Source organism: Bradyrhizobium sp. sBnM-33 (assembly GCF_032917945.1).
Classification (GTDB): Bacteria; Pseudomonadota; Alphaproteobacteria; order Rhizobiales; family Xanthobacteraceae; genus Bradyrhizobium.
The window spans coordinates 7,296,051-7,316,866 of record NZ_CP136624.1 but is presented as its reverse complement, the minus strand read 5'-3'; the positions used below and the strand labels follow the sequence as shown (position 1 = coordinate 7,316,866).

At 63.1% G+C, this 20,816-nt stretch carries 22 protein-coding genes; 8 read left to right on the top strand and 14 right to left on the bottom strand.

Annotated elements, in window-relative coordinates; all coding sequences use genetic code 11:
• The first annotated feature begins 103 nt into the window (after positions 1-103).
• From RX328_RS34390 to RX328_RS34375, 4 genes are read left to right on the top strand one after another with little or no spacing between them, the layout of a single operon-like run.
• On the top strand, positions 104-1,993 hold the full coding sequence (locus RX328_RS34390) for an ABC transporter permease (protein ID WP_213249510.1): 1,890 nt from the start codon (positions 104-106) through the stop codon (positions 1,991-1,993).
• Positions 1,990-2,781: an ABC transporter ATP-binding protein gene (locus tag RX328_RS34385; protein ID WP_213249512.1), complete on the top strand. Its 792-nt coding sequence runs from the start codon at positions 1,990-1,992 to the stop codon at positions 2,779-2,781. The genes RX328_RS34390 and RX328_RS34385 overlap by 4 nt, the downstream gene beginning before the upstream one ends.
• Entirely contained in the window at positions 2,778-3,482 is a 705-nt protein-coding gene (locus RX328_RS34380; RefSeq protein ID WP_028347398.1) for an ABC transporter ATP-binding protein, read from the top strand. Before RX328_RS34385 ends, RX328_RS34380 begins: the two co-directional genes overlap by 4 nt.
• Before the next feature lie 28 nt (positions 3,483-3,510).
• Positions 3,511-3,966 carry a MarR family winged helix-turn-helix transcriptional regulator gene (locus tag RX328_RS34375; protein WP_213249514.1) on the top strand — a complete coding sequence of 152 codons (456 nt, stop codon included), beginning with the start codon at positions 3,511-3,513 and terminating at the stop codon, positions 3,964-3,966.
• 12 nt (positions 3,967-3,978) lie between these two features.
• On the opposite strand, the gene RX328_RS34370 is transcribed toward RX328_RS34375, so the two are convergent.
• Positions 3,979-4,644, bottom strand: coding sequence for a hypothetical protein (locus tag RX328_RS34370; RefSeq protein ID WP_213249516.1), 666 nt, complete (start codon positions 4,642-4,644; stop codon positions 3,979-3,981).
• A gap of 2 nt (positions 4,645-4,646) precedes the next feature.
• Positions 4,647-6,047: a selenium-binding protein SBP56-related protein gene (locus RX328_RS34365; protein ID WP_213249518.1), complete on the bottom strand. Its 1,401-nt coding sequence runs from the start codon at positions 6,045-6,047 to the stop codon at positions 4,647-4,649.
• A gap of 499 nt (positions 6,048-6,546) precedes the next feature.
• Here RX328_RS34365 and RX328_RS34360 point away from each other — a divergent pair, with 499 nt between their 5' ends.
• Genes RX328_RS34360 through RX328_RS34350 form a run of 3 tightly spaced genes read left to right on the top strand, consistent with a single transcriptional unit; the run spans position 6,547 to position 8,917 of the window.
• Positions 6,547-7,209, top strand: a complete 663-nt coding sequence (locus RX328_RS34360; protein ID WP_213249520.1) for a TetR/AcrR family transcriptional regulator — start codon at positions 6,547-6,549, stop codon at positions 7,207-7,209.
• Positions 7,210-7,222: 13 nt separating this feature from the next.
• Entirely contained in the window at positions 7,223-8,035 is an 813-nt protein-coding gene (locus RX328_RS34355; RefSeq protein WP_213249522.1) for a crotonase/enoyl-CoA hydratase family protein, read from the top strand.
• 24 nt (positions 8,036-8,059) lie between these two features.
• The gene (locus RX328_RS34350) at positions 8,060-8,917 is read left to right on the top strand and encodes a crotonase/enoyl-CoA hydratase family protein (RefSeq protein WP_213249523.1); all 858 of its coding nucleotides are present in this window, start codon (positions 8,060-8,062) and stop codon (positions 8,915-8,917) included.
• A 40-nt stretch (positions 8,918-8,957) separates the two neighbouring features.
• Here the strand turns inward: RX328_RS34350 and RX328_RS34345 are convergent, their stop codons facing one another.
• From RX328_RS34345 to RX328_RS34330, 4 genes are all read right to left on the bottom strand, one after another.
• Positions 8,958-9,383, bottom strand: a complete 426-nt coding sequence (locus RX328_RS34345; protein ID WP_213249524.1) for a DUF4399 domain-containing protein — start codon at positions 9,381-9,383, stop codon at positions 8,958-8,960.
• 16 nt (positions 9,384-9,399) lie between these two features.
• Positions 9,400-10,968 (bottom strand): SUMF1/EgtB/PvdO family nonheme iron enzyme, encoded by a 1,569-nt coding sequence (locus RX328_RS34340; protein ID WP_213249525.1) that lies wholly within the window; start codon positions 10,966-10,968, stop codon positions 9,400-9,402.
• Between the two features lie 299 nt (positions 10,969-11,267).
• Positions 11,268-11,957, bottom strand: a complete 690-nt coding sequence (locus RX328_RS34335; RefSeq protein ID WP_213249526.1) for a hypothetical protein — start codon at positions 11,955-11,957, stop codon at positions 11,268-11,270.
• A gap of 135 nt (positions 11,958-12,092) precedes the next feature.
• The gene (locus tag RX328_RS34330) at positions 12,093-13,292 is read right to left on the bottom strand and encodes an amidohydrolase family protein (RefSeq protein ID WP_213249527.1); all 1,200 of its coding nucleotides are present in this window, start codon (positions 13,290-13,292) and stop codon (positions 12,093-12,095) included.
• A gap of 145 nt (positions 13,293-13,437) precedes the next feature.
• Here RX328_RS34330 and RX328_RS34325 point away from each other — a divergent pair, with 145 nt between their 5' ends.
• Positions 13,438-14,211 (top strand): ferredoxin--NADP reductase, encoded by a 774-nt coding sequence (locus RX328_RS34325; protein WP_213249528.1) that lies wholly within the window; start codon positions 13,438-13,440, stop codon positions 14,209-14,211.
• 167 nt (positions 14,212-14,378) lie between these two features.
• Here RX328_RS34325 and soxA read toward each other — a convergent pair whose 3' ends face one another.
• From soxA to RX328_RS34285, 8 genes are read right to left on the bottom strand one after another with little or no spacing between them, the layout of a single operon-like run.
• On the bottom strand, positions 14,379-15,152 hold the full coding sequence (gene soxA / locus RX328_RS34320) for a sulfur oxidation c-type cytochrome SoxA (RefSeq protein WP_213249530.1): 774 nt from the start codon (positions 15,150-15,152) through the stop codon (positions 14,379-14,381).
• A complete protein-coding gene (gene soxZ / locus RX328_RS34315; RefSeq protein ID WP_213249531.1) occupies positions 15,149-15,469 on the bottom strand; it encodes a thiosulfate oxidation carrier complex protein SoxZ in 321 nt (106 codons plus the stop codon). Before soxZ ends, soxA begins: the two co-directional genes overlap by 4 nt.
• Positions 15,469-15,948, bottom strand: coding sequence for a SoxY-related AACIE arm protein (locus tag RX328_RS34310; RefSeq protein ID WP_213249533.1), 480 nt, complete (start codon positions 15,946-15,948; stop codon positions 15,469-15,471). The genes soxZ and RX328_RS34310 overlap by 1 nt, the downstream gene beginning before the upstream one ends.
• A gap of 9 nt (positions 15,949-15,957) precedes the next feature.
• Complete coding sequence (soxX, locus tag RX328_RS34305) at positions 15,958-16,416, bottom strand: sulfur oxidation c-type cytochrome SoxX (RefSeq protein ID WP_410733921.1); 459 nt, start codon at positions 16,414-16,416, stop codon at positions 15,958-15,960.
• Positions 16,409-17,689, bottom strand: coding sequence for an NAD(P)/FAD-dependent oxidoreductase (locus tag RX328_RS34300; protein ID WP_213249537.1), 1,281 nt, complete (start codon positions 17,687-17,689; stop codon positions 16,409-16,411). Before RX328_RS34300 ends, soxX begins: the two co-directional genes overlap by 8 nt.
• Positions 17,690-17,701: 12 nt before the next feature.
• Positions 17,702-17,992 carry a c-type cytochrome gene (locus tag RX328_RS34295; RefSeq protein ID WP_213249539.1) on the bottom strand — a complete coding sequence of 97 codons (291 nt, stop codon included), beginning with the start codon at positions 17,990-17,992 and terminating at the stop codon, positions 17,702-17,704.
• A gap of 57 nt (positions 17,993-18,049) precedes the next feature.
• Positions 18,050-20,236 carry a xanthine dehydrogenase family protein molybdopterin-binding subunit gene (locus tag RX328_RS34290; protein ID WP_213249541.1) on the bottom strand — a complete coding sequence of 729 codons (2,187 nt, stop codon included), beginning with the start codon at positions 20,234-20,236 and terminating at the stop codon, positions 18,050-18,052.
• A 9-nt stretch (positions 20,237-20,245) separates the two neighbouring features.
• The gene (locus RX328_RS34285) at positions 20,246-20,695 is read right to left on the bottom strand and encodes a (2Fe-2S)-binding protein (protein ID WP_213249543.1); all 450 of its coding nucleotides are present in this window, start codon (positions 20,693-20,695) and stop codon (positions 20,246-20,248) included.
• Positions 20,696-20,816: the final 121 nt, after the last annotated feature.

Below are 20,816 nucleotides of genomic sequence, written 5' to 3'. Positions count from 1 at the left end.
TCCTCACCATGAGGGACTAGCAGATCCTCATCCTGAGGAGGCGCGAAGCGCCGTCTCGAAGGATGAAAGCCCCGCTCTGACGATTGCCTAACCCGGACCGCCAATGGCCTTTTACTTCGTTCAGTTCCTGACCGGTCTCGCCAGCGCAGCTTCGCTGTTTCTGGTCGCGTCGGGGCTGTCGATCATCTTCGGCGTGACGCGGATCGTGAACTTTGCCCATGGCGCGTTCTATATGCTCGGCGCCTATGTCGCGTTCACGCTGACCGAGCGGTTCTCCGGCGCGCTCGGCTTCTGGGGCGGCATCGTCGTTGCAGCGCTGATCGTTGCCATCATCGGCGTGCTGGTCGAGATGGTGCTGCTGCGGCGGATCTATCATGCGCCGGAACTATTCCAGTTGCTGGCGACATTCGGCCTCACCTTGATGGTTCAGGACATGGTCGTGCTGATCTGGGGACCGGACGATCTGCTCGGCCGCCGTGCGCCTGGCTTTAAGGGCGCGGTCGACTTTTTCGGCCAGAACATTCCGAGCTACGACCTGTTCCTGATCGCGCTCTGCCCGATTGTGCTCGGTATTCTCTGGCTGTTATTCCAGCGCACCCGCTGGGGCGTCTTGGTGCGCGCGGCGACGCAGGACCGCGACATGGTGGCGGCGCTCGGCGTCAATCAGAAATGGCTGTTCACCAGCGTGTTCGCGCTCGGCGTCTTTTTGGCCGCCCTCGGCGGCGCGCTGCAGATCCCGCGCGACGCCGTGCATCACGCGCTGGACCTGCGCATCATCGTCGAAGTGTTCGTGGTGGTGGTGATCGGCGGGCTCGGCAGCATCATCGGTGCTTTCGTCGCCGCCGTGCTGGTGTCCGAGCTCAACGCCTTCGGTATTCTCATCTTCCCGAAGATATCCATCATCCTGGTATTCCTGGTGATGGCGGTGGTGCTGATCGTGCGCCCATGGGGTCTGTTCGGCAAGCCGGAAGCTGCCGCACGCCGAACGCCGGGCCTGACCGTCACGCCGTGGCGGCCGCTCACCTCGGGTGAACGGTTGATGTCACTGGGCGCGCTGGCTCTTGCGGCCATGCTGCCGTTGTTTGCCGGCAACTACGCGCTCACCGTCGGATCGGAAATCGCGATCTTCGTCATCTTCGCCGCCAGCCTGCATTTCCTGATGTCGGTCGGCGGCCTCGCCTCGTTCGGCCATGCCGCCTATTTCGGGCTTGGCGCCTATGGCGTCGCATTCCTCGCCAAGGCGGCGGGATTGCCGATGATCGTTTCGCTGCTGCTCGGCCCGATGCTGGGGCTGCTGGGTGCCGCAGTATTCGGCTTCTTCGCCGTGCAACTCTCCGGCGTCTATTTCGCGATGCTGACACTGGCCTTTGCGCAGATCGTCTGGTCGATCGCGTTCCAGTGGGTCGAGGTGACCGGCGGCGACAACGGCATTTTGGGTGTATGGCCGGAGAAATGGGCGGCGAGCCCCGCTAATTTCTATTGGTTGTCGCTCGGCATCACGGCGCTCGTGGTCACTGTGCTCCGGGTGATGGTGTTCTCACCATTCGGCTTTGCACTGCGCGCAACGCGGGACTCGCCGCTGCGTAGCGAGGCGATCGGCATCAATGGCAAGCGCGTGCAGTGGACGGCTTTCGTCATATCAGGAACGGTGGCGGGCATCGGCGGCGCGCTGTTCGCCTATCTGAAGGGAAGCGTGTTCCCGGACAGCGTCGGCATTTCGCTGTCGGTCGATGCGCTGGTTATGGTGCTGCTCGGCGGCGTCGAGACGGTTTCCGGCGCGGTGATCGGCGCCATCGTGTTCAAGGCAGCAAACATCTGGCTGGTCAGCCAGACCGATCTTTCGAAACTGGTGCTGGGCGGCTTCATCGTGCTGATGGTGGTGGCGTTCCCCAAGGGTATCGTCGGCACGCTGGAGGCGATCCGAAATCGCCGGCGCTCCTCCGATGCCAAAAAATCTGCGCTGGTCACCTCACGGATCGAGGCCGCCGAATGAGCATGGTCCCTACATTGCTGTCTGTCGAGGCCTTGAGCAAATCCTATGGCGGCGTCCATGCCGTGCGTAGCGTTTCGTTCGAACTGCGTGCGGGCGAAATTCTGGCGCTGATCGGCCCGAACGGCGCGGGCAAGAGCACCTGCTTCGACATGCTCAACGGCCAGAACATGCCGGACAGCGGCCGCATCCATCTGCTTGGCAAGGATACCGTGGGCGAGAAGCCGCGCGCTATCTGGCGGCTAGGTGTCGGGCGCACGTTCCAGATCACGGCGACATTCCCGACCATGACGGTGCGCGAGAACGTGCAGGTCGCGCTGGTGTCGTATGGCAGGCAATTGTTCAATCTCTGGGGCTCGACCGCGGCTTACGCCCGTGACGAGGCGGGCCGGCTGCTCGACCTCGTCGGCATGGGCGCCTATGCCGAGCGGCCCTGCGGCGAACTCGCTTATGGCGATCTCAAGAGGCTGGAACTTGCGATTGCGCTCGCCAACCAGCCGAAGTTGCTGCTGATGGACGAGCCGACCGCCGGCATGGCGCCGCGCGAGCGGATCGAGCTGATGCGGCTGACCGCGCGAATTGCCCGCGAGCAATCGATCGGCGTGCTGTTCACAGAGCACGACATGGACGTGGTGTTCGAACATGCCGACCGCATCCTCGTGCTCAACCGTGGCAGCCTGATCGCCGAGGGCTCGCCAGAGGAAGTCCGCGGCAATCCGCAGGTGCGCGCGATCTATCTCGGCGAAGGACTGGTCTACGATGCGCGTCATCGCGAGGGAGCCGGCGCATGAAGCTGCAGGTCGCCGATCTCAACAGTTTTTACGGCCCGGCGCATATCCTGTTCGATATCGCGCTGGAGGTTGGCGAGGGCGAAGTGGTGGCTTTGCTCGGACGCAACGGTGCCGGCAAGTCGACCACCTTCCGTTCCATCGTCGGCCTCGTCGAGAGCCGTTCGGGGCGGATCGTCTTCGAAGGCAAGGACGTCTCGCGCGAACCGACGCATGCGATCGTGCGCGGCGGGCTTGGCTACGTGCCGGAAGAGCGGCGCATCTTCACGGATCTCACGGTCGAGGAGAACCTCGAAGTCGGCCGCCAGCCAAAACGGCCGAATGCGCCGCACTGGACGCGCGAGAAACTGTTCACGCTGTTTCCCAATCTTGGCGAGATGCGCAACCGGCCGGGCGGGCGGATGAGCGGCGGCGAGCAGCAGATGCTGACGATTGCGCGAACATTGATGGGCAATCCTTCGCTGGTGCTGCTCGATGAGCCATCGGAAGGACTGTCGCCAAAAATCGTCGAACAGATGGTCGACGCCATCTTGGCGATGAAGAAGGAAGGCGTCAGCATCGTGGTCTCGGAGCAGAACCTGCATTTCGCGCGGCTGATTTCGGATCGCGCCTACATCATCGAGCGTGGCAAGATCTGCTTCGGCGGCACGATGGCCGAACTCGACGCGCGGCCGGATATCCGGGACGCGCATCTGTCGCTGTGATCGGCGAGGGGAAGGGCGGGGAACGCAGATGGGAAGGAGTGTTTCGCCGAAACGGAGCTTCAAGCCGCCGCGCCCGTCCTACATACTCGACGAACAGATCGGCTTCATCCTGCGTCAGGTCTGGCAGCGCCATGCCACCATCTTCGCCCGCGAGATCGGTATCAACCTGACGCCGACGCAATGGGCGGCGCTGGCCAAGCTGAACGAGACCGGGCCGTGCTCCCAGAATCTGCTTGGACGACTGACGGCGATGGATGTCGCCACCATCAAGGGCGTGATCGACCGTCTCACCGCGCGCGGCCTGACCGAAACCAGCCCGGATCCCGAGGACGGTCGCCGGCTGCTCGTGAGTCTGACGCGCGCCGGCCAGCAACTGGCCGAGAAGGCCGCGCCGAACGCGCTTGCGATCTCGAGAGAGACGCTGGCGCCGCTGGACGCAAAGGAGCGCGAGACGTTGATCGCATTGCTTGAAAAGTTGCGTTGAGGCTAGCTCGCGTCAGCTCAGGTTGAGCGCCAGCGCAATCGCGCCCACGAGAATGAGGCTCAGGTCCCAAGTCGTATCCAGGTTGAACCAGCTTTGCGATATGAATTTGAGGCCGAGATAGCGGTAGGCGAGCCACGCGCAAAAGCCGCCGGCGGCGGCCATCGCGGCACCGTGGACGATGGCGACCAGCAGAGCCATGCCGAGATTGGCGTTGATGAGGGTACCGGCGGCTGCGTGGCCGCGGTCGAGTTCTGATTCCCGGCAGAGCCCGAGATAGATCGGCACCAGCATCAGCGCGGCGCCATGCGCCAGCGCCACGGCAAAAGACCAAAGCCCCAGTTGCGCCGGTGATATCCGCGCTAAAACTCTCGGATGGCGGCGGTTGGCCAACCGGAACAGGCCGAAGGCGATCACCAGGAGGCTTGCGCCGATCTGGATCGTGCGCTGCCACTCGACGATGGCAACGAGCAGCGCGAAGGGAAGAAGTACGAGCAGCATCGCGAGCAGATGGCCGGCCGTAAGCGGCCCGAGCGCGGCCACCAGCGCACGCGGGCTCCGCTCCATCAGTCCAGCCGAAACAGCCAGCGGCCAGCCCATGCCCGGGTTGATGCCGTGATAGAGGCCGCTCGCGATGACAGCCAGCCAGAGCCAGGCCGGTGTCCAGTCGGATCCGCTCAAATTCAAACCGACGGATAGCAGAACGAATCCGTCGAACAGTCGCCGCCGTCGAGCCGGATCTGGTGCGCGCGGTAACCGTCGGGGAAATTAACCCAGTAATCCCTTGCCAGCTCGAGGCCGCCGTCTGGCTTCGTATTGGCCATCACCATGGCTCCCGGAACACCATCGGGATAGAACTGGTCGTCCCACGTCGAATACAGCGAGTTGGTCCAGTACACCCGCTTGCCGTCGCGGCTGATCTCGACCATCTGCGGACCGCCCGCAAAGGCTTTGCCGTTCGGGTGCGGCGTGCGGCGCGCGATGCCGCCGATGCGTACCGAGCCGGCAAGCTTCGGCCTTCGCGGTTCGTGGACATTGTATTGACGCATCTCGCCGGTGCCCCAGCAGGCGACGTAGAGGAATTTGTCATCCATCGACAAGTCGATGTCCGAGACCAGCGGCGGCACGGCGCCGAAGCCTTGCAGCAGCGGCGGCAGTTGTTCCTTCGCCGCCGGCTCGGGCGGGATCGTCGCCGTCTTCTCGATGTGAAACTTGCCGCCCTCGCGCCACCATGTCCAGATCGAGCCTTCGAGGTTTGTGGTGTCGACCACGACCCCGAGGAAGCCGTATTCGCGCACCGGATCATGCGCGGGACGCACCTCCAGCGCCATCTGATGGTTGGCGCCGAGATCGATGGTCTGGACATTGCGCCGAGCGCGCAGATCCCAGAAGTGGATCCGATGGCCGTATTTGTTGGAGAGCAGATCTTCCGGCACGATCCCGTTCTCGAACTGTGGCGGCAATGCCCACTCGCTCGTCACCATGTAATCGCGCGGCAGGTTCCACCAGAAATCATAGTGCAGTTGCTGCGGCCCGCGATCGATTTCCCACCGTCCGAGCACCTCGAAGGTTTCGCAATCCATGATGAAGACGCCAGGCGGTCCGTCGGTGCCATCCTTGCCGCCGCCGCCGAGCGTAGAGACGTAAATGCCTTCCGGTCCGCAATGAACGGTATGCGGCCGCGAGTATCCCGTCTTCTTGAAGATTTCCTCAGGCTCGATGATCTTGTGAATCGCCGCCTTGGTGGGATCCGGCTTGGTATCGACGATGTAGATGCGGGACGACCGCATGCCGGGAATGATGAGATAGCGGCGCTCGAGGAAGGCATGTCCGGTGAGCGGTGATAGCGCGGACGAGCATGCGTTCCATCCGAAATGGTGAAACTCGTCGCCCTTGTTGGGCATCGTGACGGTATGAACGACCTGGCTGTAGGTCTGGGAGTCCGGCCTGACGTCGATTACGGCCAGTGCGTCCGGCTTCGACGCGTCCGGGCTCAGCAGCACGGTGTAGGCGAAGCTCTCCGGCGGAGCTTCCATGGCAAGCTTTGGCGAAGCGTGAAACGTGGGATCGGGCCGAATGTTCATCGTACTGCCTCCCTGTTTGCCTGGGTGTACAGCAACACGGCGCAGCGGCACGCTAACGGCAAGAAAGCACCGGCGCGTTGAGTTCCTCTGGCGAGTGCCGCCGGCCGGGGTTTGCCGGTCGACAATACACGCAATGTGACCGGCCGAAAATAACGATGGTGCTACCGATCCGGGGGCCAATGCCCGCCGTTGCGCTAAAACTGGATCATAATCGTGCCTAGCACTGCGCATGCGCGGCGAGGAGCTGGCGCATCTTCGATCGCGGCTGGTCGGTGTTCTACGCGCTCGCGAACGTATCGATATCGGCGGCGATCGCGGTGCGCAGCGGCAGGTCTTCCGAGAAATTGCCGCGTCAGCATACCGCTGCCCGATCGACGAGACGGCGGAGAGCGGCGTCGGCCTTGAGCGATCCATCGCCAGATGCGGCCGGTCGATCTTGCTCACCCGAACCATTGTTACCATTTGACTCCATCTCAAATGGATTGATAACATTGTTATCATGGGCAAACCCGCAACTTCGGCAAAGGACTGGTCGATCGTGGTGAAGGGCGCAAAGCGCGAGCTTCTGCTGCGTGCCGCCCGCGATGAGTTCGCGGAGCAGGGGTTGGAGAGCGCCACCATGCGCGGCATCGCGGTTCGCGCCGGCTGCACGACCGGCGCGATCTATCCGCTGTTCGAGAGCAAGGAGGCGATCTATGCCGAACTGCTGAAACAGTCGCTCGCGGCGCTCGATGCTTTCGTTTCCGAGGCGGTGGCCACCGCGCGGACGCCGGAGGCCCAGGTCGAGGCGGCCTGCGGGGCCTTCCTGAACTACTACCTCGATCACCGCTTCGAGATAAATCTGGGACTCTACGCCTTTCGCGGCCTCAAGCGGCTCGGCGTCGGCAAGCCGTCGGATGATGAGCTCAATCAGGCGCTCTGGAAGGTGCTGGAACGCATCGCAGTGCCGCTGACCGAGGTGCGCGGGCTTAAGCCTTCAGAGGTTCGGCCGTCGGTCGCGCTGCTCACCAGTCAGATGATCGGCGCGCTTGTGCTGCAGATCGCCGGACGGCTCGATTTTCTCGATACAAATGCGCAGACGCTGCTTCGCATGATGCTGGCGCAATGCCTTCCGCGCGCGAAACGCGCGAGGGTTAGAGCCGCACGCAAATCAAAACAGTAGGGGAGTAGGCGCAATGGTCCGGATCGAGAAGCAGGGTGCGGTGTGGACCGTCGTCCACAGCCGGTTTGCCGAGGCACGTAACGCCATGGACCCCGACAGCGCCGAGGCGCTGGCGGCGGCTTTCAAGGAATTCGACGCTGACGATTCCGCAAGCGTCGCCGTGCTGTGGGGCGAGGGCGGCGCGTTCTGCGCGGGCTGGGATCTCAAATTCGCCAGCACGCTCTCTGACCGCGAAGCCTTTCAACGCCATGTCGTCGATGGCCTGGCGTTCCCGACCGGCGCAAATCCCGCGCCGCGCGGGCCGCTCGGACCGACGCGATTGGAACTGTCGAAGCCGGTGATCGCCGCCGTCGAGGGACCGGCGGTGGCCGGCGGCATGGAGCTGGCGCTGTGGTGCGATATCCGCGTGATGGCGGAGAGCGCCTATTTCGGCGTCTATTGCCGGCGCTGGGGCATTCCGCTCTTGGATGGCGGCAGCGTGCGTCTGGCGCGGTTGGTCGGGCAGGGACGGGCGATGGAAATCATCCTCACCGGCCGCAAGGTGCCGGCCGATGAAGCGCTGCGCATCGGTATGTGCGAGCAGGTCGTGGAGACCGGCGGCGCACGCGCCGCAGCCGAAGCGATGGCGCGGGAGATCGCGCAGTTTCCGCAGGCAGCCGTCCGGGCCGATCGCCGCTCGGTGGTCGAAACTTATGGCCTGCCTGTCCGCGATGCCTTGCGGCAGGAATGGGCCAACGGCGTCGAGGCCATCTTCAAGGAAGGCGTCAGCGGCGCGGCACGCTTTGCCAGCGGCAAGGGCCGCCACGGTGATTTTGCCAAAATCTGAATTCTCTCATCCAGGGAGGCCATCATGGCCAAAGTGCTCTACGAGCGCGACAGGCGTATCGCACGCATCACGCTGAACCGGCCGGAAGTCATGAATGCGATCGACGACGAACTGCCCGGCGCGCTCGCCGACGCGGTCGCGCGTGCCGACAACGATTCGGGCGCGCATGTGATCGTGCTCGCCGGGGCCGGCCGCGCCTTCTGCGCCGGGTACGACCTGACCGCCTACGCCTCCGGTGACAGGGCCAACCGCTACACTCAGGAAATGCCATGGGATCCGATGAAGGATTACGCGGCGATGTCCGACAACACCAACAAGTTCATGAGCCTATTCCGCTCGAAACGGCCGGTGATCTGCAAGGTACAGGGCTTTGCCGTTGCCGGTGGCTCCGACATTGCGCTCTGCTCCGATATGATCGTGATGGCGGAAGATGCGCGCATCGGTTATCCACCGGTCCGGGTCTGGGGCTGTCCGACGACGGCGATGTGGGTCTATCGGCTCGGCGCCGAAAAAGCCAAGCGCATGCTGTTCACCGGAGACAAGATCACCGGCGTCGAGGCGGCGGCGCTTGGCCTCGTGCTGAAAGCCGTTCCGCCCGACAGGCTGGATGAGGAGGTCGATGCGCTGGCGCACCGCATTGCCACCGTGCCGCAGAACCAACTCATGATGCAGAAGCTGATGGTCAATCAGGCGCTCTACAATATGGGCCTGATGGGCACGCAGATGATCGCCACCGTGTTCGACGGCATCACCCGGCATTCGCCGGAGGGGCTGAACTTCAAGCGCCGCTCGGAAGAGATGGGCTGGAAGCGTGCGGTCGACGAGCGCGACCAGGGTACTTTCGACTGGACCACCAATCAGCCGATCACGCAGAACAGGTAATTCAGGCGCAAGGATCAGAGTCGGCGGAGAGAATTCCGCTCTATTTGACCGTGATGGTAATTTTCTGCGAGACCACCGGAGGAACGTGCGGATAGTGTTCGGCATCGCCCAGCACGAGCTGGAGCGTATGTTTGCCCGGTGGCAACTCGATCCGGGCTTCGGTCTGGCCGGCGCCGAAATGAAGATGTGACTTGTCCTGCGGAATCGGCTCATTGGGATTGAGCGGCTCGTTCACATTGACCAGCAGGTGGTGATGGCCGCTGTTCGGGTAATTATCGCCGGCGTGCGTGACGCCCATGTTGCGCAGACCAAAGCGGCACCAAAATCCGCCCTTGATGACGGCGCCGTTCTGCGGCCAAATGAAATAGAGAAGGGCCTCCTTATGCGAGGGCTTCCCTTGAGCATACGCGGCGGGCGGCAGGCAAGTGAGCGCTGCTGACAGAGCGATCCACTGCATGCACTTCATGACCGCCCTCTTAAGGCTACTTGGGAGATAGCGCGACGCGGAAACCGTGGGTGGGATATCGCACGTTGGTGTCATAGCTGCCGCGGTTTGATACGCGGGCATAGCTTGAGTCCTTCCTCCAGGAGCCGGAGCGGATGACATGCGAGGAACATGCATTCTCGACCCATGCTGACCCGTCTCCTGGCGCGCCCTGATAATTTCTATGCCAGCAATCTTCGACCCATTGATCTACGCCGCCGCCCATATCAAACAGCCCAAAAGGATTTGGCTTGAAGCTGCCGACCTTGACCGGCTGCTCGGTCGCTGGAATGTCGCTGCAGTTCTTGCAATTGACCATGCCGGGCTGAAACTGATCGCCCCACCAGTATCGGGTCTGCGTGCCGCCGCGCGCCGCATATTCCCATTCGGCTTCGCTCGGCAGTCGGTATAGTTTTCCCGTGGTTTCCGCGAGCCACGCGACATATTGCTTGGCATCGCTCCAGCTTACGTTTGTAACAGGCGCGTCGTCCTTTCCGGCTGCCGTGAAGCCGCAGGCCTTCGCGGCGGCGCATGCGTTCCATTCCTGCACGGTGACGGGAAATTTCCCCATCGCAAATGGCTTGACCGTTACCTGACGGACCGGCCTTTCCGAAACGTCTTCGTTGCTACCCATGGCGAAGCTGCCACCCCGAAGCGAGACCATCTCGGGTTCTCGAACCGGTGCGGCCGCTTGCGTCGTCGGCGGAGTCGCGGGTGCGGCGGGGGACGCCGGCGGCGGTAGCGGCGCCGCCTGTTGTTGAGTTGGTGCTACGGTAGGAGAAGGTTGGGGCTGCGGCGCTTGTTGTTTTGCGGTAGGCGCAGGCGCCTTCGGCGCTTCCGCCGGAGATGAAACGGGAGCTGACGCTTGTTCTGCCGCCTTGCGAGGCTGCCCCAGCGTGTACCAGAGAGTGCCGCCCGCAATGATCAGTAATGCAAGAATCAGCAGGAGGGCCAGGATACGTTCGCGCCAGTTCCGACGTTCGTGCAGGGCGGAGGGGTCGGGAAGCACGCGGTAGACCCGGACAGGCTCGGTGATGTTCTTGACCTTTCGATCGCCGAGCGACTCGTATCCGCAAACCAGCTTATGCTTTATCTGCTCATAAATACCGCCGGAGATATAGACTTCGCCGGGATGGGCTATACCCTCAAGCCGCGTCGCAATATTGACGCCGTCGCCATAGACGTCGTCGGTTTCGATGATGACGTCGCCAAGATTGACGCCAATCCGGTATTCGATCCAATGATGCTTGGGGAGTGATGCATTGCGACCAACCACATTTTGCTGGATCACGATGCTCGATCGGACGGCCTCTACGGGGCTATCGAAAATAGCGATGAAGCCGTCGCCCGTGGTCTTAACGAGCCTGCCGTGATGTTCTCTGATGGTGGGTTCGATGAGGTCGCGCTCGAGCCGCTTGACGCGGTTGTGCGTCCCTTCCTCGTCGATCTGCATCAGGCGGCTGTAGCCGGAAATATCGCCTGCCACGATCGCCGCAAGGCGCCGCGGCGTTGGCTCGCGTGGTTGCTCACCACCGCGGCCCGACTTGATGTCACGAATTTGGGCCATGGTTTGGATTGATTTCCTCGAGCTGCAGCAATTTCAGCGTTGGGCAAACAATCTTTCCAGTACCCCCAGCGTACCATGCCGGCTGTTCGCCGCAAAGCAGCCATGCGCGGGTTCCATGCCGCTAAGTGTGAGTGAAATCACATGAATGAGGCTGATCGCCCGCCGCATGTACTCAGGATATGAGCACAGACCCGGAGACCAGTTAACGAGCTCCGATCCTCGCAATTGTGTGGGCAAAGGAGGAACGCGAAGCCGACGCGAAGGCGCGGCGAGTAAAGCTCCTAGCGCGGCGGCGTTGATCAATCCCGTCCCGGCCATCTGGCGCGGTAGCGAATTTCGCTGCCGTCGCTATTGGCTTGCCACGGCCCGAACTCCGCCGTATGCGGCGCCTTGGCCGACGATCCGATGAGATAGAGCCGGTCGGGCTGGCCATTGATTTTGATCTCCAGTTGCCGGTGCGCGGTGCGGAACGCGAGCTCGACGTAGCCGGCAATGATTGGCCTATCGTCGTCGCGACGGAACTGGTCGGGGCGTGGCTCGCCCGGCATGGTGTTCAAGTCGGTTTGCAGTTCGATCGCTACGTCACGGGCGGAGCTAGGCAATGCCGCGCCTGCGGGGAGGCGAACCTCAAAAACGAGAAGCGGATTGGGGGCATTCGGGTTGAGCCAGGGCGTCGCCGTCGTGACGGCGTAGACATAATAAGCGGCCCCGGCAGCGGCGCAGAGTGCAACGACCAACGCGAATGCCTTCAAGCTGTTGCGGAGGGATCCGTCGGCATTTTCTCGGCCGCGCACCCGTGCCACCAGCGTCGTGCCAAACAGGAGGCCTGCGATCGCTCCGCACGGCGCGAACACCAGCAGCGCCAACATGCCTGACATAATTGGACCGGCCCGGTTACCGAAGCCGACCAGCTCAAGCAGCAGCAGTGTCGCGACAAAACCAATGACCGCGCCGACTACTCCGCCGGCCATCTGCAGCGAATTCTTCAAATATTCCTCGAAGGTGTGAGCAAACAGGCCATCAGGCCAGCGCGCATTTGACGGGGCTGACCGGCAGTTCGTTCATCGCTTTCGAGGGTTGACGCAATTTTTTAGGCGCCCGGCGCACTCGCGGGGCCACCGGCGTCAATGCCCGCTGACGATCTCCGGCACCTTGCCGGCCGGCGGCGTGTTGCGGCTGCGCTGGGTGCGGACGATGCCGTCGATGATGGTCATGCCGATGCCGGGGAGGTCGCCGAGTTGCACGCTTTCGAGGATATTCTTGCCGGGCGAGTGCTGCGCCTTATCCATTAGGACGAAATCGGCGGAGCGGCCGACCTCGATGATTCCGCAATCGAGCTCGCGCATGCGCGCGGTGTTGCCGGTCGCAAGGCAGAAGGCGAGTTCGGCGGGCAGTTCGCCGAGTGAGGACAGCATCGAGACCATTCGCAAGATGCCGAGCGGCTGCACGCCGGAGCCGGCCGGCGCGTCGGTACCGAGGATCACGCGGTGCAAATCGCCCATCTCGCGCGCAATGCGCAACGTGTAGAGCGCTGAGCGCTCATTGCCGTTGTGAACCAGCTCCAACCCGCGCTTGCAGCCCTCGCAGATGCAGCGGATCTGGTCATCGGGCAGCGCGGTGTGGCCGCCATTGATATGGCCGACCACGTCGGTGTCGGCTTCCAGCACCACGTCCTTGTCGATCAGGCCGGAGCCGGGAATTGATGGTCCGCCGGTGTGAATCGTGCTTTGGATGCCGTATTTGCGTGCCCAGCCGACCATTTTTCGCGCGGTCGGGCCGTCCTTGACGCCGCCGAGGCCCACTTCGCCGAGCAGCTTGACGCCGGCCGCGGCCATCTCCTTGAAATCGTCCTCGACCATCTCGCACTCGATGACCGGCGCGCCGGCATGCACCTTCACCCCGCCTGGCCGCAGCGTCCAGAACGCGCGTTGCGCAAAGATCGCCATCGCCTTCAGGCCGACGACGTCGCGCGGGCGGCCGGGCATGTGGACCTCGCCGGCCGAGATCATGGTGGTGACGCCGCCATGGAGATAGCTGTCGATCCAGCTGCTCTGGTTCTGCCGCGGCGTCCAGTCGCCGGCGACCGGATGGACATGGCTGTCGATTAAGCCCGGCGCGACGGTGGTGCCGTTGGCGTTAACAACAGTGGTTGCGCCCTCGGTGTTGACGTCCTTGAAGCGGCCGATCGCTGTGATCTTGCCGTTCTCGGCCACGATCGTATCGCCGTCCAGGATCGGCTTCTCCAGCGCCCCTGACAGCATCAGCCCGATATTGTGGATCACCAGCTTGCTCGGACCGGTCGCCTGGGGTGCGTCGTGGGCCATAGATTTTCCTTTTGCTTCAATGCCTTCGCCGGACATTCTGCCCGGCTTGACGATCGGATCAAGCTGGATTATTCGTTTGTATACGAATGATCGTATACCAATGATTTAGCCGGTCAATCCGGCTTGCAGGTCAGGAAGCGGTGCGATGAGCAATTTCAACCAGGAAAGCGTGCTGAGCGTCCATCACTGGACTGATACGCTGTTCAGCTTCACGACCACCCGCGATCCCTCGTTCCGTTTCCGCAATGGCGAGTTCACCATGATCGGCCTGAAGGTCGGCGAGAAGCCGCTGCTCCGCGCCTACTCGGTCGCCAGCGCCAATTACGAGGACCGGCTCGAATTCTTCTCGATCAAGGTGCCGGATGGCCCGCTGACGTCGCGGCTCCAGCATTTGAAGCAGGGCGACGAGATCATCGTCAGCCGCAAGGCCACCGGTACGCTGGTGATCGACAACCTCGAAGACGGTCGTAACCTTTACCTGATCGGCACCGGCACCGGGCTCGCGCCGTTCCTTTCCGTGATCAAGGATCCCGAGACGTATGAGCGTTTCGAGAAGGTGGTGCTGCTGCACGGCTGCCGCCGCGTCGCCGAGCTCGCCTATGGCGAAATGATCACCGAGAGACTGCCGAACGACGAATTGATCGGCGAGTATGTCCGTAACCAGTTGATCTATTATCCGACCGTGACGCGCGATCCCTTCCGCAACCGCGGCCGCATCACCGACCTGATCACCTCAGGAAAACTGTTCGGTGACATCGGGCTGGCTGCGCTCGATCCCGCCCATGACCGCGTCATGATCTGCGGCAGCCCGGCGCTGGTGACGGACACGCGTGCTCTGCTCAACGGCAAGGGGTTTGTCGAGGGCAATCACGGCGAGCCGGCGCAGTTCGTGGTCGAGAAGGCGTTCGCGGAGCGGTAATCTCCTGCGGCACCATAGGTTTATCTCCTCACCCTGAGGAGCTTGCGCAGCAAGCGTCTCGAAGGGCGAGACCTCAGTGGGGCCTCATGGTTCGAGACGCGCGGAGCCTGTCATCGGGCCGCGATACGCGCGGACCCGTTGGCGCTCCTCACCATGAGGGGTTAGAGCTAGGGCCTAACCCCCGGTGCCTCCATCGCCATCCCGCGCGCCCGCGACATCAGGTATAATTCCAGTTCAACCAGTTCCGGCGCGCCGTAATCATAGGCTTGCGCCCGGATACCGGTGATGCAGGCGCGCAGCCGTCGCTGCAGCGAGCCCAGTGATTGCCATTCCAGCCGGTAGAGCGGGTAACCGGTCGGGTGTCCTTGTGTGATCGCGGCGCCGGCGAGCCGCTTGTCCCAATTGTCGTCATGGCAATTGGCGCAGCCGAGATTGAGCTGGCCCTGCCGCTGCATGTAGAGCTCGCGTCCTTTGGCGACGAACGGCGCGAGCTGCGGGTCGGCGCCGGTTTCGATCGGTGCCCCCTGCGACTGCCGCGCGATAAAGGCTGTCAGCGCCAGCAACTCGCGGCTCTCGAAGGGAAGCGGCGTCGCCTGCTGATGATTGGTGCGGCACGAATTGATGCGCTGTTCCAGATTGATGGGGCGGCCGGTTGCCTTGTCGAACGCGGGATAGCGGGCGGCCACGCCCTTCATGGTCGCGCGGGCATTGCCGTGGCAATCGGCGCACGCTTTGTCGGCGGCGCCCGTCTTCCGGTTCCACACTGTCTCGCCATTGAGCACCCAGAGCATGCCGGGATTGGCGGTGTCGTCATCCTGCATTGTCTTTGTGTCCGGCTTCATGAAGCTGTAGCCGGAACGGCGGTCGGCTTGCGGGATCTCGGCAGCGCCTACAGCGCCCACCACCAGCAGTGCGGCGGCTATGGCGCCCAAAAATCTCATTCGACCGAGATTGAGGCGGAAGCGGTTTCGGAAAAACCCTTGTCGCCGATCCATTCGAATTCGAACTTGCCGCTTTCGGTTGCGGTCGTGAAGAAGGAAAAGAACGGGTTGGCCGCGATGGCCGGATACAAGTCGGCGCGGAAGATTTCAGCGCCGTTAAAGCGGCAGGTAAAGCTCGTGACAATATCGCGCGGCACAGCTTCGCCTGATGCCTTATGGCGATAGCCTGACTCCATGATGTGCGACATCAGCGTCTTGATCTCGATGATGTCGCCGCGTTTGGCTTTGGCCGGAACGTTGATCAGCGCGGAAGTCATCAGATCACCTCCTCGGTGCAGGCCGCCAGTGTCACCACGACGTCGACGCTGGCCGACCAGAACGACCCGTCCGAGAGCTTTGCGATCGCGACCACCTTCTGGCTGTCGGTGAGGCGAATGCGGGTCGATACCTGCGCGCGGCCGTTATGCGGGCCGAGATGGAAACTGGCGATATTGGGCTGCGGATTCTTCTCGTTGAAAACGTGGATGCTGCTAACGTGGTCCTCCGGCGCCATCGGGTGGGCGACACTCACAGTCAGCGGCACGGTATTCCCGTTCTCGACCAAGGGCGGCACGTCGAGCTTGACCTTGCCGGTTTTCACCGCGGCGCCGCCGGTGACATTGCGGATGGAGGAAGCGAGCATCTCGGGCGTCGCCTCGGCAGGCCGAAGCGTGACGACGGGGGCCGCGCCAAGCACGGCTGCTCCTCCGGCGAGACTGAGAAACTGGCGGCGTGTCGAATTCGGTGGTGGATGCATCGGACCTTCCTATTCGCGTAAGCTTGCGAGATACGCCACGATATCCTCGATTTGTTCGGCCGACAGGATCGGCTTGCCGCGCCACAGCGTCCCGACGCGAGTGAGGCCGTCAACTCGGTAGTAGGACGGCATGATCGTCGCGGCATTGAGACGAGCGGCATCCACCAGCCGAAGCCGAAGCTGACCTTCGGACCAGCGGCTGCCGGAACCGGTAAGATCAGGCGCCAGGTCGCCCTGGAATTTCTGTTCGGGAAATGGGCCGCTGTGGCAGAGGATGCAAGTGCTGGAACGTTCGACGACGAGCGCGCGGCCGCGCGTCGCATCGCCGGTCGCCCCCGTCAGCGAGTGCGGAATGGCATCGTCGACGACGGTATAGCTGCGAAGTTCCTGCGCACCCGTGCCGCCCGGCAGGGTGAGGAGCGCTCCGGCAAGGATCGGCGCCGATATGCGAAATCCGAATCTAGCCAAAGACTTCCGCCGTAATGGTCGCGAACCAGGTTTGCGCATAGTCGGCTTCGCGTGCGCGGAAATCGCGGGGCACATCCAGCGGACTGACGCCGCCGGCGCCTTCGACATCGGCCAGCAATCCGTTCTTCGGTTGGTATACGCCGGCAATCGAGATGCCATAGTCGGGCGCCGCCAAGCTGTAACAGGTGTTGATCAGCTTTGGCGCCGCGGGCGATCCACCCGATAGTAGCGTGGCGACTGCACGCGCGCACGCCTTGGCCTGCGCATTGGCAGTGAATGCCGATTTAGGCATGCTGCCGGCGAGGCAGGCGTCACCGATGACATGGATGTGCGGGACCGACTTGGACTCGAAGGTCACAGGATCGATCGCGCACCAGCCGGTGTTGTCGGTAGCCCCTGCGATCATGGCGATGCGCCCGGCCCGCTGCGGCGGAATGACATTGGCCACCTGGGCGGTGTGGTTGCCGAAATCGGTGATCAGCGTGTTGGTCGCTGCATCAACGCCGTTCACCTTGCCGCCCTGCGATAGCGACACCCATTCGACCATTCCCGGATAGAGTTCTTTCCAGGCGTTCTGGAACAGGCGCTGCTTGGAGAAGATGTCCTTGGCATCGAGGATGAGCAGCTTGGAGCGCGGCTTCTTGGTTTTCAGGTAATACGCGATCAGGCAGGCGCGTTCGTAAGGGCCCGGCGGGCAGCGGTAGGGATTGGCTGGGGCTGCGATCACAACGAGACCGCCATCGTCCATGGCCTCGAGCTGCTTGCGCAGCAGCAGCGTCTGCTCGCCGGCTTTCCACGCATGCGGCATCTTGCCGGCTGCAGTTTCGTCGTAACCCTGTAGTGCATCGAAACGCAGATCTATGCCAGGGGACAGCACCAGCCGGTCATAGGCGAGCGAGGTGCCGTCGGCGAGACCGACGGTCCGCGCCGCCGCATCGACGGCCGTTGCCGCCTGCGCCGCCACAGTCACGCCGCTGGCGGCGATCTTGTCGTAACCGAATTTTTGCTCATCGATCGAGCGCAGTCCGGCGATGACATTGTTGCTGAACGGGCAGGCGGTGAAGGTTCGGCTCTGCTCGACGAGCGTCACCTGCAATTTCGGATCGATCTGCTTCAGCGCCCGCGCACAACTCGCGCCGCCGAAGCCGCCGCCGATTACGACCACGCGTGCTGCCGCTTGCGCGAACGCTGGCAGTGGAAAAGCGGCCGTCGCCGCGGCGGCCGCGCCGATGCGGCAGAAATCCCGGCGGCTCACGTCATGACTGATACCCATGCCGGCGGCCCCTTATTTCTGTGCCGCGAACCACGTCGCAATCGCGCGCGACTCTTCGTCAGTGAAACCCTTGGCGATGCGGTTCATGACCGTGGCCGGAAGCGAGCCGTCGCGAAATTTGGCCATCGCCGTGGCGATGTCGCCGGCATCGCGGCCGTACAGCCGCGAAATCGACGAGGCGGTTGTTCCGGTGGAATGGCAGCCGGAGCAGGATGCCGCGCCAGGTGGAGGATCGGAAGCCGCAAGCGCCGAGCTCCACGCCGCGACCGCGGCAGCTGCGATGGCGACGCGCAACGCTTTCATCAGCAATCTCCCGATGAGGATACGGCGGCCCCGGAGTGGGGCCGCCGTCCGCTAGTGTCAGGCAAACGTAATATTCTGGTCCTTCAGCGGCACCGAACGAATGCGTTTGCCCGTGGCCGCGAAGTAGGCGTTGAGCACCGCGGGCGCGGCGACACCGATGGTCGGCTCGCCGACGCCGCCCCAGAAGCCGCCGCTCGGCACCATGACGCATTCCACCTTCGGCATCGCGGCGATGCGCATGGAATCGTAGGTATCGAAGTTGGTCTGCTCCATCTTGCCGTCCTTTACCGTGCAGCCGCCGTAGAACAGGGCGGACAGGCCATAGACAAAGGAGCCCGCGATCTGCCGCTCGACCTGCGCCGGATTGACGACGTAGCCCGGATCGGTCGAAGCGACGATGCGATGCACCTTGATCTTGCTGCCGTCGGTGACTGAGATCTCCGCAGCACCCGCGACATAGCTGCCATAGCCCATCACCTGCGCAATGCCGCGATAGACGCCTTGCGGTGCCGGCTTGCCCCAGCCGACTTTCTCGGCCACGGCATTGAGCACGGCGAGATGTTTTGGATGCTTGCTCATCAGCTTGCGGCGGAATTCCACCGGATCCTGGCCGACCGAATGCGCCAGTTCATCCATGAAGCACTCCAGATAGATCGCGTTCTGATTGACGTTGACGCCGCGCCAGAAGCCGGGCGGGACGTGCGGATTGCGCATGGAATGCTCGACCAGCAGGTTCGGCACCGTGTAGCCGATCGCCGCGTCGCCGGAAGGGCTCATGCCCTGGAACGCAACCGTGTCCATGCCGTTCACCAGCGCCGCGGGACGCACCGTGAACAGGATCGATTGGCCGGACAGTCTAACGTGCAGCGCGGTCAGATTGTTGTCGGCATCGAAGGCGCCGGTCAGCTTGCATTGCGTGACCGGATGAAACTTGCCTTGCGCCATGTCTTCTTCGCGCGACCACAGCAGCTTGACCGGCGTGCCGGGCATCTGCTTGGCGATCAGAACCGCCTGTCTGACGTAGTCGGTCATGCCGCGACGGCCGAAGCCGCCACCGAGGATGAGCTTGTGTACCTCGCATTTTTCGGCCGGCAATTCCGATGCTTCCATGGTCGCGGCGAATGCCGCTTCGCCGTTCTGCGTGCCACACCAGACCTCGCATTTGTCCGGCGTATAGAGCGCCGTTGCGTTCATCGGCTCCATGGTCACGTGGTTCTGGTACGGATAGTTGTAGACCGCCTCGACCTTCTTCGCCGCGCTCGCAATCGCGGCCTTGGCGTCGCCGTTCTGGTTGCCGATAAAGGCCGGCTGGGAATTGTCGAGACCTTCCGCCAGCCACTTGGCAATCGACTCGCTGGAGACTTTGGCGTTCTCGCCTTCGTCCCAGACGATTGGCAGCGCATCCAGCGCGGTCTTGGCGTGCCACCAGGTATCGGCGACCACGGCGACTGCGCTGTCACCGACCCGGACCACCTTCTTGACGCCCTTCATGCCGGTGATTTTGGCTTCGTCGTAGCTCTGGAGCTTGCCCCCGAAGACGGGACAATCCTTGATCGCGGCGTTGAGCATGCCCGGCAGCTTGACGTCGGCGCCGTAGATCATCGCACCCGTGGTCTTGCCGACGGTGTCGAGCCGCTTCACGGCTTTGCCGGCGATCTTCCAGTCCTTGGGATCCTTCAGTTTCACATCCGCCGGCGGCTCGAGCTTTGCTGCGGCTTCAACCACCTTGCCATAGGTCGTGGTCCTGCCCGACGGCGTATGGGTGATGACACTGTTGGCGGCGGTACATTCCGAGACCGGCACCTTCCACTCGTTTGCGGCGGCCTGCACCAGCATCATGCGCGCGGTGGCGCCGCCCTTCCGGACATACTCCTGGCTGGAGCGGATGCCGCGGCTGCCACCGGTCGAGAAATCGCCCCAAGGGCGCTTGCGTGCGACACTTTGCCCGGGGGTCGGATATTCGGTTACGACCTTCGACCAGTCGCATTCGAGCTCTTCGGCGACGAGCTGCGCGAGGCCGGTGAGGGTGCCCTGACCCATCTCGGAGCGGGCAACGCGAATCACGGTCGTATTGTCCGGGCGGATCACCACCCAGACGTTGACCTCGGGCGAGCCGTCGGCGGCGCGGACAACCTTGGGTCCGCCGAAGGGAATGTCGAGGCCGATTGCGAGGCCCGCACCGGCGGCAGCGGTGCCGATCACGAAGGCGCGGCGATTCAATTTGGGCATGACGTGCTGATTCATCGTATCACCTCAAGCGCTCGCGGCGGCGTGGATCGCCTCGCGGACCTGCTGGAAGGTCCCGCATCGGCAAATATTGGTGATGGCTTCGTTGATGTCGTCGTCGGTCGGCTTCGGCTTCTCTTTGAGAAGGGCGGCAACCGCCATGATCATGCCGCTCTGGCAATAGCCGCATTGCGGCACGTCGTTCGCCACCCAGGCCTGCTGCACTTTGTGCAGGGCGCCTTCTGAGGCAAGACCTTCGATCGTGGTGATCTGTTTGCCGACGGCCTCGCTGACTGTCATGCCGCAGGAGCGCATCGCGACTCCGTCGACATGGACGGTGCAGGCGCCGCATAGTGCAATGCCGCAGCCATATTTGGTGCCGGTCAGTCCAACATTTTCCCTGATCGCCCAAAGCAGTGGCGTGCCGTCTTCAACGTCCACATTGATTGTTTTGCCGTTAATGGTGAGGTTTGCCATCGCGTATCCCCTGTTCGTCTGACCCATCGGTCGAGACCCGGCGCAATCTGGCCTGCAACCTGGAATCGTTCAAATCAAGAAAACGCGCGGTGGCGATGGGGAAGAAAGCCGATCCGCCGGT

Coding starts and splice junctions, on each gene's coding strand:
- RX328_RS34385 (WP_213249512.1), top strand. CDS start 1,990: ATGAGCATGGTCCCTACATTGCTGTCTGTCGAGGCCTTGAGCAAATCC.
- soxZ (WP_213249531.1), bottom strand. CDS start 15,469: ATGACTTCCGCGCTGATCAACGTTCCGGCCAAAGCCAAACGCGGCGAC.
- RX328_RS34375 (WP_213249514.1), top strand. CDS start 3,511: ATGGGAAGGAGTGTTTCGCCGAAACGGAGCTTCAAGCCGCCGCGCCCG.
- RX328_RS34340 (WP_213249525.1), bottom strand. CDS start 10,968: ATGGCCCAAATTCGTGACATCAAGTCGGGCCGCGGTGGTGAGCAACCA.
- RX328_RS34300 (WP_213249537.1), bottom strand. CDS start 17,689: ATGGGTATCAGTCATGACGTGAGCCGCCGGGATTTCTGCCGCATCGGC.
- RX328_RS34355 (WP_213249522.1), top strand. CDS start 7,223: ATGGTCCGGATCGAGAAGCAGGGTGCGGTGTGGACCGTCGTCCACAGC.
- RX328_RS34310 (WP_213249533.1), bottom strand. CDS start 15,948: ATGCATCCACCACCGAATTCGACACGCCGCCAGTTTCTCAGTCTCGCC.
- RX328_RS34285 (WP_213249543.1), bottom strand. CDS start 20,695: ATGGCAAACCTCACCATTAACGGCAAAACAATCAATGTGGACGTTGAA.
- RX328_RS34390 (WP_213249510.1), top strand. CDS start 104: ATGGCCTTTTACTTCGTTCAGTTCCTGACCGGTCTCGCCAGCGCAGCT.
- soxA (WP_213249530.1), bottom strand. CDS start 15,152: ATGAGATTTTTGGGCGCCATAGCCGCCGCACTGCTGGTGGTGGGCGCT.
- RX328_RS34325 (WP_213249528.1), top strand. CDS start 13,438: ATGAGCAATTTCAACCAGGAAAGCGTGCTGAGCGTCCATCACTGGACT.
- RX328_RS34360 (WP_213249520.1), top strand. CDS start 6,547: ATGGGCAAACCCGCAACTTCGGCAAAGGACTGGTCGATCGTGGTGAAG.
- RX328_RS34380 (WP_028347398.1), top strand. CDS start 2,778: ATGAAGCTGCAGGTCGCCGATCTCAACAGTTTTTACGGCCCGGCGCAT.
- RX328_RS34295 (WP_213249539.1), bottom strand. CDS start 17,992: ATGAAAGCGTTGCGCGTCGCCATCGCAGCTGCCGCGGTCGCGGCGTGG.
- RX328_RS34330 (WP_213249527.1), bottom strand. CDS start 13,292: ATGGCCCACGACGCACCCCAGGCGACCGGTCCGAGCAAGCTGGTGATC.
- RX328_RS34345 (WP_213249524.1), bottom strand. CDS start 9,383: ATGAAGTGCATGCAGTGGATCGCTCTGTCAGCAGCGCTCACTTGCCTG.
- RX328_RS34350 (WP_213249523.1), top strand. CDS start 8,060: ATGGCCAAAGTGCTCTACGAGCGCGACAGGCGTATCGCACGCATCACG.
- RX328_RS34365 (WP_213249518.1), bottom strand. CDS start 6,047: ATGAACATTCGGCCCGATCCCACGTTTCACGCTTCGCCAAAGCTTGCC.
- RX328_RS34290 (WP_213249541.1), bottom strand. CDS start 20,236: ATGAATCAGCACGTCATGCCCAAATTGAATCGCCGCGCCTTCGTGATC.